The organism is Mycobacterium terramassiliense (assembly GCF_900157385.1).
GTDB lineage: Bacteria > Actinomycetota > Actinomycetes > Mycobacteriales > Mycobacteriaceae > Mycobacterium > Mycobacterium terramassiliense.
On record NZ_LT717698.1, the window covers coordinates 327591 to 342956 of the forward strand.

The window sequence follows — 15366 nt, forward strand, 5'->3', positions numbered from 1 at the left end:
CCCCGCGCGCCACAGCGCGCGAGGCCCCCCTCGACTCTCAATGCAACCGGTTACCGACCGGTAAACTTACCCGGCGGTAACCAAGACAGACGTGAGTCTAATAAGCACTTCGCTTTTGTCAATATGACAATGGGCGTTTTCACAGAATTCGTTACGCTTGCGAACAGCTTCGCGGCGCGACGAGGCCAAACGTCCCAGCTCACGGCGCCCGGGCGCGCGGCCGGCGTGATGGCGCACGGCCCGACCCGGTGGGCCTACCTCTACGCGAGCGGCGGTGCGCCGATCGCCTGCGCGAGGGTCTCGGGCAGGAAGGTCAGCAGGCCGGGCAGGATCCCTCCGAAGCCGGTACCGCTGAGCATGATCGACCCCGGCCCCAAGAGCGGGATGCTGAGCGAGGCGAACTGCAGTGGGGTGAGGATGCCGCCGAGCGGGATGGCGGTGATCGTCTCGACTCCCATCAGCGAGGCCGGCAGGCCCACCGCCGCTTGGCCATTCAGGAAGCCGTTCGCGACGACCGCGGGGGCGTCGATCAGCGCGGCGAGCGCACCGAGCCCGTCGCCGGTCTGCACCGCGCCGAAGAACGCGGTCGCACTGGATCCGATCGCCTCCAGCGTGGTGACCGGTGGACCGATCGCGTCGAGCGCGAGCACCAGCGGCAACCCGATGTGCAGGTTGCCCGTGTTGAGGTCCAGCGTCTGTGACACGTCGGTCACCGTCGAGAACAGGTTGGTCGCGTTTTGCGCCACCATCCTGGGGACGGAGCCGGCGGGGAGAAGATCCGTGAAGTTCTGCGCCATCTGCGCGGGGATGCCGAGGATCGGTAACAGGTCTCCCAACGCCCCCGTAGGCGTGATGTCAAGAAGCCCGGAAACGGGGTCGATGGTCACGTTGAGACCGGAGAAGATCGGGGCGAGGAAGGCGCCGCCGACCTCGAGCAGCCCGCCGCTGACGTCACCGGACATGATCGTTTGGATCCCGGTCTGCAGGTTCGCCGGGAATGCGGTCAGCCCGGCCACGAAGTCGTTGCCCGCGTTCTGCAGCGAGGTGGCGATCAGCTGGGCGTAGCCGATCTGGTTGTTCACCAACTGCTGCACGGCGGGCAGCGCCCCCTGGAGGCCGGCCTGGAGGGTGGCCGGCAAATTGGCCAATTCGGCGGGCAAGTTTTGGACGGCGGACTGGAACCCCGTGGCGATGGCCTGGCCGTACACCGCCTGGTTGGCGAGGAACTGGCGCAGGAAGGGCGCCGGATTGGCGGTGACGCCACCGCCAAGGCTTTGCAGGTTGCCGACGGTGTTGAAGACCAGCGCCTGGTACGGGGCGGCGACGGTGGCGCCAAAACCGGTGATGGCATCCACGGCAGCGGACGCCTGCAGGCCGCCCCCCAGCAGCGACTGTGCGGGCGCGCCCATATCACCGAGCAGGGCTTGCTCGGCGTTGGCGACCTCGGCGCTCAGGTAGGCATTCGCACCCGCGTCGATCAAGCTGACGAACTCTTGGTGAAACGCCTGAGCCTGCGCGCTGAGGGCCTGAAACTCCGCGCCGACGTTGCCGAACAGCGAGGCCAGCGCGACCGAAACTTCGTCTTCGGCCGCGGCCGCAATGGCCGTCGTGGGACCCGTCGCCACCGCGCTGGCCTCGGCTAAAGACGAGCGAATCCCCGCCAAGTCCTGGGCCGCGCCCTGCATCAGGTCCGGCACCACTGACACAAACGACATAATCGATCTCCTTCGACTGATTTGCCCGATGACCAACGGTCACGCGTTGGTTCGCGAGTGTCATAGCTTCCTTACTTGAAAGTAAGATCTTTTCGCGATAGCCCGCGAAGACCATCGGTCAAAGGGCGTAGAAACCGGCGCAGGGGGGGTCGTAGATCCGGCGCGGGGCGGGTGGTAGTCAGGCGCGCAGTTCGGCGCCGACGGCCTCGGCGGCGCGGCGCACCGCGGCATCGCGGGCCGCGCTGGCGTCATCCTCGGTGAGCGTGCGGTCGGGCGCGCGGAAGCGCAACGCGAACGTCAGCGACTTGCGGTCCGCACCGATCTGCGGGCCGGTGAACACGTCGAACAACTGCAGGTCTTCCAGCAGCTCGCCCGCGCCCTCCCGGACGGCGTCGGCCACCGCCTGTGCCGGCACGTGCGCGGCCACCACGAGGCTGACGTCCTGGAAGACGGCCGGAAACGGCGACACCCTGGGCGCCGGCAGGGCGTCGACGAGGGGGATGGCATCGAGGTTCAGCTCCATCGCGCAGGTGCCTTTGGGCAGGCCCGAACGTTCGATGACGGCCGGATGCAGCTGGCCGGCGTGCCCGACGCAGGTCTCCCCCACCAGCACCTCCGCGCAGCGGCCCGGGTGCCAGGGCAGCCGTTGGGCCGCGCGCAGGCGCACCTCGACGCCGCTGGCGCGCGCCACGATGCGCACCGCCTCGAACGCGTCGGCGGCTTCGGCGCGGCGTCCGGGGCCCCAGGGGCCCCGGGGCTCTCGAAGTCCGGTCAGCACCGCGGCGACGTGCTGCGGTTGCCGCGGCAGGGACGCGTCCAGGGCGGCGATCTCGGTCTCGGTCGGCCGGCGGTGAACCGGAATGAGCTCGATTCCGCGGGTCTGCTCGGTGGGCTGAACCACCTGCGCCAGGGCGAACAGCGCGACGTCGACGAGCCCTCGGGACACGTTGCGGCCCAACGCTTCCAGCAGCGCCGGTAGCAGCGTGGTGGCCAGCGCCGGACGGTCGGCTTCCAGCGGGTTGAGCACGTGGGTTGCCGCGCGCCGCGGGTCGTCGGCGGGCAGGCCCCACAGGTCGAAGACGCCGGCCGGCAAGAACGGCGTCGGCAGCACCTCCACGTATCCGGACTGGGCCAGCGACTTGCCGATGGCGCGCCGGCGCTTTTGCAGCGGCGTGAGCCCCCGGCCCGCGGGAGCCGCCGGCAGCACCGACGGGATGGCCTCCAGCCCCTCCAGCCGCATGACCTCCTCGACAAGGTCCGCGGGCTGCAGCAGATCGGGGCGCCAGCTCGGCGGCGTCACCGTCAGGGTCTCGCCCTCATCCGCGACCGCCGCGCCGATCTGCGCCAGACGCCGGGCCGTCGTCCCCGGGGGGTAGGCGACCCCGGCGAACCGGTCGGGCAGGTCGGCGGCGATCCGGATTGGCGGCCCGGCCCAATCGTCGCGCGGTGGATCGCCGCGCCAATCGGTCAGCGTCGGCGACACCTCTCCCCCGGCGATCTCGGCGAGCAGCCCGGCGCAGCGGTCCAGCGCGGCCACCGAAATGGCCGGGTCCACCGCGCGCTCATACCGGCGGGCAGCCTCGCTGGGCAGGTGCAGCCTCCGCTGGGTGCGCGACACCCCGGCCGGGTCCCACACCGCCGCCTCCAGCAGCACGTCGGTGGAATCGTCGCGCACCTCGGTGGTGGCCGCGCCCATCACGCCACCGATCGCGGCGGTCGCCGTCTCGTCGACGATGAGCACGTCGGCCGGGTCGAGCCGGCGCTCGATGCCGTCCAGCGTCACGACGGTTTCGCCGGCCCGCGCGAACCGCACGCCGAGGCCGCCGGTGATGCGGTTGCGGTCGTGGGCGTGCATGGGGTGGCCCAGCTCGAGCATCACGTAGTTGGTGACGTCCACCGCCGGCGACGTCGCGCGGATGCCGGCCAGCAGCAGCCGGCGCTGCAGCCACCACGGCGAGACGGCGCCCGGGTCGATCCCGGTGACCGGGCGCAGCGCGAAGCGGCGCACGCCCGTGTCCGCGTCAACGGTTAGCGGCCAGGCCTCTCCCTCGGCCGGCAACGGTTTCACGTCCGCCGGGTCGACGAAGTTCAGATCGTAGGCGGATGCGATCTCCCGGGCCAGGCCGCGCACCGACATGCAGTAGCCGCGGTCGGGGGTGATGGCCAGGTGGAAAACCACGTCGTCCAGCCCGAGCACCCCGGTCGCCTCGGTGCCGGGTGCGGCCGTGTCGGGTGGCAGCACCAGGATCCCGGAATGCTCTGCGCCCAGACCGAGTTCGGCCGCCGAGCAGATCATTCCGTCCGAGGTGCGCCCGTAGGTCTTGCGGGCGGTAATGGCGAAGCCGCCGGGCAGCGTGGTGCCCGGCAGTGCCACCACAACCAGATCGCCGACGACGAAGTTGGTTGCCCCGCAGACGATTTCGCGCGGCTTGTCCTCGCCGACGTCCACCAGGCAGGCCCGGATTGGCTTCTTGAATTCGGTCAGTTCTTCGATCGAGGTGACGCGCCCGACCGTCAGGGGTCCGTCGACCGGGCCCAGGCTGACGACCTCTTCGACCTCATGGCCGATGCGCACCAGCGTCTGCGCGAGGTCGCCCGGGGACGCGTCCCACCCGGGGGCGCCGACCGTGACGACCTCGCGAAGCCAGCTGTAGGGGACGCGCATCAGGCACCCACCCCGAACGGCAAGGAGAACCGGACGTCGCCCTCAACCATGTCGCGCATGTCCGGGATCCCGTTGCGGAACTGCAGCGTGCGTTCCAGCCCCATGCCGAACGCGAACCCCGAGTAGACGTCGGGGTCGATTCCCGCGGCGCGCAACACGTTCGGATGCACCATGCCGCAGCCGCCCCACTCGACCCAGTCGGCGCCGCCCTTCTTGTTGGCAAACCACACGTCCACCTCGGCGGACGGCTCGGTGAACGGGAAGAAGTGCGGGCGGATCCGGGTGCGCGCGGTGGGTCCGAACTCGGCGCGCGCGAACGCGTCGAGGGTCCCGCGCAGGTGCGCCATCGACAGGCCCCGATCCACCGCCAGGCCCTCGACCTGGTGGAAGACGGGGGTGTGGGTGGCGTCGAGTTCATCGGTGCGGAACGTGCGGCCGATCGAGATGATGTACACCGGCAGCTCCCGCTCCAGCAGGGTGCGAACCTGCACCGGCGAGGTATGGGTGCGCAGCAGCTGGCGGGAGTCCTCGGGCGCGATGTAGAAGGTGTCCTGCTCGCTGCGGGCGGGGTGGTCGGCGGGGAAGTTGAGGGCGTCGAAGTTGAACTGTTCGGTTTCGACCTCGGGCCCCTCGGCCAGCTCCCATCCCATCGCGATGAAGGTGTCGGCGATGTGCTCGGCCAATATCGTGATCGGGTGCCGCGCGCCGAGCGGCTGCCGGGTCGACGGCAACGTGACATCGATGCCCTCGGCGACGAGGACCGCGGCGTCGCGCTCGGCGCGCAGCGTCGCCAGCCGTTCGTCGTAGCAGGTTTGGGTCTCGCCGCGCGCGACGTTGACGCGTTTGCCGGCGTCGGCGCGCTCGTCCTTGGGAACGCCGCCTAAGGCCTGCCGCGCCAATGCCAGCGGCGAGCGGTCACCGAGGTGCTCGGTCTTGACCCGTGCCAGTGCGTCCAGATCGCCGGCGGCCGCGATGGCCTGCCGGGCGGCGGTGACCGCCTTGGCCAAGGCTTCCGGCGACAGGTCGACGGGTTGATCGCCCACGCGGCGGCACTCTCCTTGCTAACGAGGCTGTTCCGAACGGCTGGACGCGCCCAGCGCAAGTGCTGATCATAGGCGATTCGGCGCACGGCACCGGGCGCGTGCTGCGCGGCGCAGTCGGACGCGTGGCTAGCCGGTCGCGACCGGCTGCGGACGGGCCAGCGTGTCATCCACCACCGGCAAAGCCGGCAAGGCCGCGCGTCCGGTGACGAAGTGAAAGACCTTGTGGGCCGCCAGCGCGCCCAGGACACCGAACACCGGCGCGGCGGCCATGGTGCCCCAGTGGTGCGCCAACATCAGGAAGCCGAACCCCGCGGACGCCGCCAGCATCAAAATCCGCAGCGGGGTCCAGTGGACCGGCTGCTGGAACCGGGCGGACACCAGCACGCCCAGGACCACGGCGACGGTGTGACCCGCGTCGGTGAAATCACCGCCGATGATCGCCGAGGCGAGACCCGCCGCCACCCACCAGCCGACCCAGGCGGCCCGCCAGCGTTGCGGCATCACCGCCGTCATCGCCCCGAGCACCGCCAGGGCGCCGTAGCTCATCCCGACATCGCTGGCCCGGGTGATCGACACCGGCATCCATCCGAATTCGACCGCGGCGGCCAGGGCGGCGGCCACCACCAGCGTCGCGCCGATGTGGCCGACCAGGAAGGCCACCACCAGCCGGATGGTGCGCAAATGCAGCTCCGCCAGCGCGAGCAGGCAGGTCAGGAAGGGCAGCCAGAAGTACAACGGCCCGGCATCGACGACCAGCGCGCTGCCCAGCAGCGTGCCGACGTGGCCGTGGGCCAGGTTGTGCAGGTTGGTGCTGGCGCGCTGCACGAGCACGTCATGCGCGTGCGGGCCGAGCGCCAGGATGGCGCAGCTGATGGCAAGCAGCGCTGCCACATACCCCACGGTGAACCGGACCCGGGCGAGCCGGGAGAAGATGCCCCCAATCATTGCCATCCATTATGCGGGCTAATTTGTTTCGTCAGCGTGATCAAAGGCTGTTAACTCCTTAAGAGTCTTCAGGCGATATATCCCCAGGTCGGCGGGGATGCCGGCGGTCTTGCCCGCGAAGACGGGCCTGCGTGCACGCTTGGCGACGATGCCCAACGCGTCCAGCTCGGTTTGCGGTATGAGGTCCAACGTCGAGCTCGACACCATGATTCCACCTTTGGTGGCGCGTTCCATAACCCGCGCGGCGATGTTGACGTCCACACCGAGCCAGTCCGCGGCCATGCGCTGCGGGCGGCCGGTGTGGATGCCGACCCGCATCCGCGGTGTGTAGCCCGCCACCTCGACCGATTTCAGCGCCTCCTTGGCCGCCAGCACCGCCCGCAGGGCGACCGTGGGATCGCGGAACACGGCCATGAGCCCGTCGCCCATGCGTTTGACGATGTGCCCGCCGGCGTCCAGGAGCGGCGGCTCGATCGCCCGCGCCACCTGTCGCAGCAGAACCAGGGCTGCGTCGTCGCCGGCGTGCAGCGACCAGGTCGAAAAGCCCACCAGGTCGGTGAACACGAGCGTCACCTCGGGGTTTGCCGGGCGCCGGGACACCGCCTCGGTCAGCGCCTGCCACACCTGCAGCACGCCGAGGCTGACTTCGCGCGAGACCGCGTCGCGGTCCCCCAGCAGCCGGTCGGCGGCGCGGGCCGCGGCGCGCGGGCCGCCCTCACCCGCGGTCGACAGCGGGTCGCCGAACTCGGGATCGCCGGGAAGTAGCCGTCGGGCGCGCCGGACGAACGCCACCACGCCGGGGCTGTGATTGGTGGTGCGCAGCCACCGCCCCGGCGAGCGTCGCCCCTCGTCGGACGCCAGCGTGGTGAGTGCCTCTTCGGACTCGCCGGACTCCGAATCGCGTTGTCCAACGTCCACGTGGCAAGGGTAGGCGGTGCGAGCGGGCTCGGGCAGCCCGGTCGGGACTGGCCTGAACCGTTAAGGGTTGGGGTTCCAGGTCACATTGGGCACAACGGGCCCCAGGAGGCCGGTTCCCGGGATGGAAATCTCCAGACCGTCGAAGTTGTACGCCAAGCTGCTGATTCCGAGGGGGAAGAAGCTCCCCGTTCCGTCGACCGTCACCCAGGCGCCCAGCGGCCAGGTTTCCAGGATGTGGCCAAACCACCCGCCCCCGGCCGTGAAACCCTCGCTGATGTTCGCCGACGCCAATACCCCAGAACCGAGCGGGGTGTTATAGGTCACGGCGCCGGTTCCGATTAGTCCGCTGAGCATGGATCCGCCCATGCCGTCGCTAACAAAGATCGGCGTCGCGCTCAGCGATATCCCTAAGGGACCGAATGGATAATTGATGTTAATGGCGCCGAGGGTGTTGTCGACGGTGTCGGCCGCATTGGCGGCGGCGCCGGCGATACCGCCGGCGGGCGCACTCACCGCGTTCGCCAATGTTTGTTGAGCGTTCGCCACCTCGGCGTTGAGGTATTGCGCGGCACCGCCGTTCAACAAGTTCACGAACTCGTCGTGAAAGGCCGCCGCCTTGGCGCTGAGGGCCTGGAATTCCTCGGCATGCGCACCCAGAGCAGCCGAAATCGCCGACGAGACCTCGTCAGCGGCCGGCGCCGCAATTGCCGTGGTCTGGCTCGCCGCCGCCGCATTCGCGCTGCGCAAAGCGGAGCCCAAGTTCTGCAAATTTCCGCTCGCCGTCGACACCATTTCCGGGATTACGTTCAGCGACGACATTGGCGTGCCTCCTTGGCTAACAAACCGACGGCGCAGACCGCCGGACTGGCGGCGAGAACAAAGGGTAACAGCCGACAACGCGTCTGAAAATAGGCGTACTCAGATGCCGTGTCGCACTTTTTTTGGACCCCGCCGGACCCGGCCTCAGTCACGCAAAAGTTGCGACTCGACAACGTCGCCCGACGCGCCCGCCGAAATTCTAGACAACGCGCGTTGTCAGAGCTTATCGTGAGCCCAGTTAGGCGCAGGAGGCCGAGATGACTGCCATGGCAACAACATCCGCCGATCCGCTGGGACCCGACTCGCTCACCTGGAAGTACTTCGGTGACCTCCGCACCGGAATGATGGGCATCTGGATCGGGGCGATTCAGAACATGTACCCGGAACTGGGCGCCGGCGTCGAGGAACATTCCATCCTGCTGCGGGAGCCCCTGCAGCGGGTGGCCCGCTCGGTGTACCCCATCATGGGCGTGGTCTACGACGGCGACCGGGCCGCCGAGACCGGCCGGCAGATCAAGGGCTACCACCGCACCATCAAGGGCGTCGACGCCGCGGGGCGTCGCTACCACGCGCTGAACCCCGAGACGTTCTACTGGGCGCACGCCACCTTCTTCATGCTCATCATCAAGGTCGCCGACTACTTCTGCGGGGGGCTGACCGAGGCCGAGAAGCGGCAGCTGTTCGACGAGCACGTGCAGTGGTACCGGATGTACGGCATGAGCATGCGGCCGGTGCCCACGTCGTGGGAGGAGTTCCAGGAGTACTGGGACCGGGTCTGCCGCGAGGAGCTGGAAATCAACCAGGCGACGCTGGACATCTTCAAGATCCGGATTCCCAAACCCAAATTCGTGCTGATGCCCACGCCGGTCTGGGACCAGTTGTTCAAGCCGCTGGTGGCCGGCCAGCGCTGGATCGCGGCGGGGCTGTTCGAGCCCGCGGTGCGCGAAAAGGCGGGACTGCACTGGACGGCGGGCGACGAGGTGCTGCTGCGCCTGTTCGGCAAGGCCGTCGAGCTGGCGTTTTTGGCGGTCCCCGACGAGATCCGGCTGCATCCGCGCGCGCTGGCGGCCTATCGCCGTGCCGAGGGGCGGCTGCCCAGCGACGCCCCGCTGGTCGAGGCTCCGGCGTTCATGGGCCCGCCGCGCGACCGCCGCGGGCTGCCGATGCACTACGTTCCGCCCCGGCCGAGGTCCGCTCTCGACCCGGCCAAAGCGCTCATGGAGCGGGCCGGCTCACTGGTGCACGGCACGCTCTCGCTGGCGGGTCTGCGGCCGGCCCGGGGGCGCGTCAGGGCCGCTTGAGCAGACCCAGAGCGTGGGCGCTCTGGTAGAGGCAGATCGCCGCGGCGGCGGCGACGTTCAGGCTCTCGGCGCCGCCGGACATCGGAATGCACACGCGGTCGTCCGCGGCCGCCGCGAGCTCGGCCGGCAACCCGTGTGCCTCGGCCCCGAACAACCATGCCGTCGGCGCGGCCAGGTCCGCCTCGTCGAGGCGTGTCGCCCCGTCGATCGTGGTCGCCAGCACCCGCAGCCCGGCGGCGCGCAAGGCGGCGGCGGCCGCGGGGACGTCGGGCGCGGCGACCACCGGGATCGAGAAGATGCTGCCCGCCGAGGCGCGCAGGCACTTGCCGTTGTACGGGTCGACGCTGTGGCCCCCGAGGAGCACCGCCCCCGCGCCCATGGCGTCGGCGATGCGGATCAGCGTGCCCGCGTTGCCCGGCTCACCGATCGCGACGGGAACCGCGACCAAGCGCGGCGGGGCGGCCACCACGTCCTCGAGCCGGGTCGCCGGCATGTCGCACACGGCGACCAACCCCGCCGGCGTGACCGTGTCCGACAGCGCTTTCGCGGCCCGCTCGGTGACCAGATGGACCGGGCAGTCCTGAGCGTCCAGCAGCGGGGCGTGCCGCTGCGCGGCGGCTTCGGTGACGAACACCTCGCGGATCAACCCGCGAGCGCACGCGGCCTCGACCAGGTTGGGGCCTTCGGCCAGGAACCGTCCCGCCCGCCTCCGACCGACGTGCCGATGCAATTTGACCGCCGCGACCACCCGGGCCGAGCGTTCCGTGAGGGCCGCGGGCATGGTCGGGGGTTAAGCGGCCTCTCCCGAATCCGAGGGGGCGTTGACGTCGTCGGGCAGGGCCGCCCGGGCGACCTCGACCAGCGCGGTGAACGCCGCCGGATCGGTGATCGCGATGTCGGCGAGGTTTTTGCGGTCCACCTCGACGCCGGCGGCCTTGAGGCCCTGGATCAGCCGGTTATAGGTGATGTCGTTGGCGCGCGCGGCCGCGTTGATCCGCGAGATCCACAACTTGCGGAACTCGCCCTTGCGCGCACGGCGGTCGCGGTAGGCGTAGTTCAGCGAATGCAGTTGCTGCTCTTTGGCTTTGCGGTAGAGCCGGGATCGCTGGCCGCGATAGCCTTTCGAGGCTTTCAGGACGCTGCGCCTCTTCTTGTGGGCGTTGACCGCCCGCTTCACGCGTGCCATTGGGTGTTCCTACTCTCGTTCAGGCAGTAATTGGTTCGTCAGGGTCTGGTCGGCCGGTCAGCCGTTGAGCAGCTTGTTGATGCGCTTGGTGTCGTTCGCTGCCACCACCGTGCGGCCGTCGAGCCGCCGGGTTCGCTTGGTGGGCTTGTGTTCGAGCAGGTGGCGCCGATTCGCCTTCTGGCGCACGATCTTTCCGCTTCCGGTGCGCCTGAATCGCTTCGAAGCCCCGCTGTGGGTCTTGGCCTTGGGCATGTTTCCTCTACTTGGTTTCTCGTGCTGCTCGTACTTGCTCGCGCTGTCTGGTCAGTTGGCCGACGGGTCCGTGTCCGGCGCCGCGTCGGCGTCCGTCGCCGCAGTGCTCCCCGGTCCCTCGGGATGCCGCGCCCTGGCGCGGGTCTTCGCGCCGCGGTGCGGCGCCAGCACCATCGTCATGTTGCGGCCGTCCTGCTTGGCGGACGTTTCGACGAATCCGTAGTCGGCGACATCCGCGCCCAGCCGCTGCAGCAATCGGTAGCCCAACTCGGGCCTCGACTGCTCGCGTCCACGAAACATGATGGTGACCTTGACCTTCGATCCCGCCTCTAGGAAGCGAATTACGTGGCCCTTCTTGGTCTCGTAGTCGTGATCGTCGATCTTGGGTCGCAGCTTTTGTTCTTTGACGACGGTCTGCTGCTGGTTCCGGCGGGATTCGCGCGCCTTTTGCGCCGCCTCGTATTTGAACTTGCCGTAATCCATAATCTTGCAGACCGGCGGTCTGGCGTTGGGGGCAACTTCGACGAGATCGAGATCGGCGTCCGCGGCGACGCGCAGTGCGTCTTCGATGCGCACTATGCCTACCTGCTCCCCTCCCGGGCCGATCAATCGGACTTCAGGTACGCGGATGCGCTCGTTGACGCGGGTCTCAGTGCTGATGGGGCCTCCCTTGTTGGGCTTCTACTTCTCCGGTGGCGGCCAGTCCCGATGCCTGTCGGAGGCGCAGCGGTGAAACCCACCCCACCAGCAAAAAAGCCCTGCACAAGCAGGGCCCAATGCCGACCGATCGCGGCTGCTGCCAGCCGCCCGCGCTGCCCGCGGAAAGGCATCCACGATGCCTGTGACCGGACCGTGTCGCCTAAAAGAGGCTCGAAGCCTGTCTCGCGGCTAGCGGTGGGAGTGGGACTCCACTTACTGTTCCCCGGCGTTCACCGGGATGGTCGCAGCCCACAGTTTAGCAGCCGTGGGGCGTCTTCCAGCACGTCCGCGCCCGGGCGGCAGTGCGTCGCGGCGGCGCCACACTGGCACCGCGGGCAACTGCCCGTCGTGGCGCTTGGCGCTTCGCCAGGATTTTCATGGGTTGAGGGCTTATCCTCGCGGTCTGTGACTGTAGCTACGTCCCGCTTCGGCCCGCGTTCGGGCAGCCAGCCGAACTCCCGGTATCGGTGGGTACCGGCGGCGGCGGGCTGGACGGTCGGGGTCATCGCGACCGTGTCACTGGTCGCCAGCGTGTCGCCCCTGATCCGGTGGCTGATCAAGGTCCCGCGGGAATTCATCAACGACTACCTGTTCAACTTCCCCGACACCAGCATCGCGTGGTCGTTCGTGCTCGCCTTGCTGGCCGCCGCGCTCACCGCGCGCAAACGCGTCGCCTGGGTGTTGCTGCTCGGCAACATGATCCTGGCCGCAGCGCTGAACGCCGCCGACATCGCCGCCGGGGACAACACCGCGGCCGAATCCTTCGGCGAGAATCTCGGTTTTGCGGTGCACATCGTCGCGATCGTGCTCCTGGTCCTGTCCTATCGGCAGTTCTGGGCCAAGGTGCGCAAGGCCGCCCTGTTCAAGGCGACCGCGGTGCTGATCGCCGGGTGGGTGATCGGCATCCTGGCCTCCTGGGGCCTGGTCGAGATGTTCCCGGGCACCCTGGCGCCGGACTCGCGCTTCTGGTACGTGGTGAACCGGGTCGTCGGGTTCTCCCTCGTCGATCCGGACGCGTTCACCGGCCGGCCGCACGTCCTGCTCAACGCCGTCTTCGGGCTGTTCGGCGCGCTCGCGCTGATCGCGGCGACGATCGTGTTGTTCCAGTCCCAGCGCGCCGACAACGCGCTGACCGGTGAGGACGAGTCGGCGATCCGCGGGCTGCTGGAGCTGTACGGCAAGAACGACTCCCTGGGGTACTTCGCCACCCGCCGCGACAAGTCGGTGGTGTTCGCGCACAGCGGCCGGGCCGCCGTCACCTACCGTGTCGAGGTCGGCGTCTGCCTGGCCAGCGGCGATCCCGTGGGCGATCCAAGGGCGTGGCCGCAGGCCATCGACGCGTGGTTGGGGCTCTGTCAGACCTACGGCTGGGCGCCCGGGGTGATGGGCGCCAGTTCGCAGGGGGCCCAGGCCTACCGGGAGGCCGGCCTCAACGCGCTGGAGCTGGGCGACGAGGCCATCCTGCTGGCGTCCGATTTCAAGCTGTCCGGCCCCGACATGCGCGGGGTGCGCCAGGCGGTGACGCGGGCCCGCCGGGCCGGTCTGACGGTGCGCATCCGGCGCCACCGCGACATTTCCGCCGACGAGATGGCCGACACGATTTCGCGCGCCGACGCCTGGCGCGACACCCAAACCGAGCGCGGCTTCTCGATGGCGCTGGGCCGCCTCGGCGATCCCGCCGACGGGGACTGCCTGCTGGTCGAGGCCCTCGACCGCGACGGCCGGGTGGTCGCGATGCTGTCGCTGGTCCCGTGGGGAAGCACCGGCGTCTCCCTGGACCTGATGCGCCGTTCCCCGCAATCCCCCAACGGCACCATCGAGCTCATGGTCAGCGATCTTGCCCTGAACGCGGAAACCCTTGGCATCATTCGCATTTCGCTGAACTTTGCCATGTTCCGGTCCGCATTCGAGCAGGGCGCCCAGTTGGGCGCGGGCCCGGTTGCCCGGTTGTGGCGCGGGTTCCTGCTGTTCTTCTCGCGATGGTGGCAGCTGGAGACGTTGTACCGCTCCAACATGAAGTACCAACCCGATTGGGTGCCCCGCTACGCCTGCTACGAGGACGCCCGGCTGATTCCCCGCGTCGGCGTCGCTTCGGCCCTGGCCGAGGGGTTCCTCGTCTTTCCGTTCAGCCGGCGCAAGACGCACACCGGGCATCACCCCGCCGTCCCGGCGAGGCTGGCCGAGTCCGGGCTGTTGCACCACGACGGGTCGGCTCCTGACGTGAGCGGGCTGCAGCGCCGCGCCAGCGCCGCCGAGGCGGAGGAGTCCAGGTCCCGCTTGCCCGAACAGGTGCGGGTGCGCCTGGCCAAGCTGAAGATCCTGCAGCGCAACGGTGTTGACGCGTACCCGGTGGGGACCCCGCCCAGCCACACCATCGCCCGCGCGCTGGATGCCGATGACGAGGAAAGCGTGTCGGTGGCCGGCCGCATCTTGCGGATACGCGACTACGGTGGCGTGCTGTTCGCCGAGGTGCGTGACTGGTCGGGCGAACTTCAAGTGCTGCTGGACAATTCGCACCTGGAGCACAGCCGCACCGCCGATTTCACCGCGGCCATCGACCTCGGTGACCTGGTCGAGATGACCGGGCACATGGGCTACAGCAAGAACGGGACCCGCTCGCTGATCGTGCGCGACTGGCGGATGATCGGCAAGTGCTTGCGGCCGTTGCCCAACAAGTGGAAGGGGCTGACCGACCCCGAGGCGCGGGTGCGCACCCGCTACGTCGACCTGGCGGTCAACCCCGAATCGCGCGATCTGATCAAGGCCCGCAGCAGCGTGTTGCGATCCGTGCGGGAAACGCTGTTCGCCAAGGGTTTCATCGAGGTCGAGACGCCCATCCTGCAGCAGGTCCACGGTGGCGCCACCGCCCGGCCGTTCGTCACCCACATCAACACCTACGACATGGACCTGTTCTTGCGCATCGCGCCGGAGCTGTACCTGAAGCGGCTGTGCGTCGGCGGCGTGGAGCGGGTGTTCGAACTGGGCCGGGCCTTCCGCAACGAGGGCGTCGACTTCAGCCACAATCCGGAGTTCACCCTGCTGGAGGCCTACCAGGCGCACGCCGACTACAAGACGTGGATCGATGGTTGCCGGGAGCTCATCCAGAATGCCGCGCAGGCCGCCAACGGCGAGCAGACGGTGCTGCGGCCGCGCAGCGGCGGTGACGGCACCGACGGGCGTCTCGAGCCGGTCGACATCTCCGGCACCTGGCCGGTGAAGACCGTGTACGACGCGGTGTCGCAAGCCCTCGGCGAGCGCGTCGACACCGAGACCTCGCTGGCCGCCCTCCGCAAGCTGTCCGACGCCGTCCACATTCCCTATCGCGCGCACTGGGACTCCGGCGCGGTCGTGCTCGAGCTGTACGAGCACCTGGTGGAGGACAAGACCGAGCAGCCGACGTTCTACATCGACTTCCCCACCTCGGTGTCGCCGTTGACCCGGCCACACCGCAGCCAGCCCGGCGTCGCCGAGCGGTGGGACCTGGTGGCCTGGGGCGTCGAGCTGGGAACCGCCTACAGCGAGCTGACCGATCCGGTGGAGCAACGGCGCCGCTTGCAGGAGCAGTCGCTGCTGGCCGCCGGGGGGGACCCCGAAGCGATGGAGCTCGACGAAGATTTCCTGCAGGCCATGGAATACGCGATGCCGCCCACCGGCGGGATGGGCATGGGCATCGATCGGCTCGTCATGCTCATAACCGGCCGCAGCATCCGCGAGACCCTGCCATTCCCGCTGGCCAAGCCGCACTGAACGGTCGCCGAGGTCCTCCCGGCGGCGCGGGCCGGCTTCGGCGATTATGTTCCGGGGCGGTTAACAATCCCTCACA

12 protein-coding genes are annotated in these 15366 nt (G+C 69.1%); 2 read left to right on the forward strand and 10 right to left on the reverse strand.

Going from position 1 to position 15366, the window contains the following annotated elements; all coding sequences use genetic code 11:
* Positions 1-260: 260 nt before the first annotated feature.
* From MTAB308_RS03585 to MTAB308_RS03610, 6 genes are all read right to left on the reverse strand, one after another.
* Positions 261-1715, reverse strand: coding sequence for a PE family protein (locus MTAB308_RS03585; RefSeq protein WP_077097946.1), 1455 nt, complete (start codon positions 1713-1715; stop codon positions 261-263).
* Positions 1716-1893: 178 nt separating this feature from the next.
* Positions 1894-4380: a phenylalanine--tRNA ligase subunit beta gene (pheT, locus tag MTAB308_RS03590; protein ID WP_077097948.1), complete on the reverse strand. Its 2487-nt coding sequence runs from the start codon at positions 4378-4380 to the stop codon at positions 1894-1896.
* Positions 4380-5423 carry a phenylalanine--tRNA ligase subunit alpha gene (gene pheS, locus MTAB308_RS03595; RefSeq protein WP_077097951.1) on the reverse strand — a complete coding sequence of 348 codons (1044 nt, stop codon included), beginning with the start codon at positions 5421-5423 and terminating at the stop codon, positions 4380-4382. Before pheS ends, pheT begins: the two co-directional genes overlap by 1 nt.
* A 126-nt stretch (positions 5424-5549) precedes the next feature.
* Positions 5550-6368 carry a rhomboid-like protein gene (locus MTAB308_RS03600; protein ID WP_077098180.1) on the reverse strand — a complete coding sequence of 273 codons (819 nt, stop codon included), beginning with the start codon at positions 6366-6368 and terminating at the stop codon, positions 5550-5552.
* Between the two features lie 18 nt (positions 6369-6386).
* Positions 6387-7286 carry an adenylate/guanylate cyclase domain-containing protein gene (locus MTAB308_RS03605; protein WP_077097953.1) on the reverse strand — a complete coding sequence of 300 codons (900 nt, stop codon included), beginning with the start codon at positions 7284-7286 and terminating at the stop codon, positions 6387-6389.
* A gap of 60 nt (positions 7287-7346) precedes the next feature.
* Positions 7347-8105: a PE family protein gene (locus MTAB308_RS03610; RefSeq protein WP_077097955.1), complete on the reverse strand. Its 759-nt coding sequence runs from the start codon at positions 8103-8105 to the stop codon at positions 7347-7349.
* 257 nt (positions 8106-8362) lie between these two features.
* On the opposite strand from MTAB308_RS03610, the gene MTAB308_RS03615 reads away from it, so the two are divergent.
* On the forward strand, positions 8363-9406 hold the full coding sequence (locus MTAB308_RS03615; RefSeq protein WP_077097957.1) for an oxygenase MpaB family protein: 1044 nt from the start codon (positions 8363-8365) through the stop codon (positions 9404-9406).
* Here the strand turns inward: MTAB308_RS03615 and MTAB308_RS03620 are convergent.
* Genes MTAB308_RS03620 through infC form a run of 4 tightly spaced genes read right to left on the reverse strand, consistent with a single transcriptional unit; the run spans position 9393 to position 11504 of the window.
* A complete protein-coding gene (locus MTAB308_RS03620; protein WP_077097959.1) occupies positions 9393-10187 on the reverse strand; it encodes a TrmH family RNA methyltransferase in 795 nt (264 codons plus the stop codon). The two genes, MTAB308_RS03615 and MTAB308_RS03620, sit on opposite strands and share 14 nt — an antisense overlap.
* A gap of 9 nt (positions 10188-10196) precedes the next feature.
* A complete protein-coding gene (gene rplT, locus MTAB308_RS03625) occupies positions 10197-10592 on the reverse strand; it encodes a 50S ribosomal protein L20 (protein WP_067878574.1) in 396 nt (131 codons plus the stop codon).
* A 57-nt stretch (positions 10593-10649) separates the two neighbouring features.
* Positions 10650-10844, reverse strand: coding sequence for a 50S ribosomal protein L35 (gene rpmI, locus MTAB308_RS03630; RefSeq protein WP_077097961.1), 195 nt, complete (start codon positions 10842-10844; stop codon positions 10650-10652).
* Positions 10845-10895: 51 nt separating this feature from the next.
* Positions 10896-11504, reverse strand: coding sequence for a translation initiation factor IF-3 (gene infC / locus MTAB308_RS03635; protein ID WP_077097963.1), 609 nt, complete (start codon positions 11502-11504; stop codon positions 10896-10898).
* Between the two features lie 444 nt (positions 11505-11948).
* Between infC and lysX the strand changes: the two genes are divergently transcribed.
* Complete coding sequence (gene lysX, locus MTAB308_RS03640; protein WP_083746422.1) at positions 11949-15290, forward strand: bifunctional lysylphosphatidylglycerol synthetase/lysine--tRNA ligase LysX; 3342 nt, start codon at positions 11949-11951, stop codon at positions 15288-15290.
* Positions 15291-15366 lie beyond the last annotated feature (76 nt).

Bases quoted from the DNA above. Each gene is read 5' to 3' on its own strand.
- MTAB308_RS03585 (WP_077097946.1), bottom strand. From the start codon at position 1,715: ATGTCGTTTGTGTCAGTGGTGCCGGACCTGATGCAGGGCGCGGCCCAG.
- pheT (WP_077097948.1), bottom strand. From the start codon at position 4,380: ATGCGCGTCCCCTACAGCTGGCTTCGCGAGGTCGTCACGGTCGGCGCC.
- MTAB308_RS03600 (WP_077098180.1), bottom strand. From the start codon at position 6,368: ATGATTGGGGGCATCTTCTCCCGGCTCGCCCGGGTCCGGTTCACCGTG.
- MTAB308_RS03610 (WP_077097955.1), bottom strand. From the start codon at position 8,105: ATGTCGTCGCTGAACGTAATCCCGGAAATGGTGTCGACGGCGAGCGGA.
- MTAB308_RS03615 (WP_077097957.1), top strand. From the start codon at position 8,363: ATGACTGCCATGGCAACAACATCCGCCGATCCGCTGGGACCCGACTCG.
- MTAB308_RS03620 (WP_077097959.1), bottom strand. From the start codon at position 10,187: ATGCCCGCGGCCCTCACGGAACGCTCGGCCCGGGTGGTCGCGGCGGTC.
- rplT (WP_067878574.1), bottom strand. From the start codon at position 10,592: ATGGCACGCGTGAAGCGGGCGGTCAACGCCCACAAGAAGAGGCGCAGC.
- rpmI (WP_077097961.1), bottom strand. From the start codon at position 10,844: ATGCCCAAGGCCAAGACCCACAGCGGGGCTTCGAAGCGATTCAGGCGC.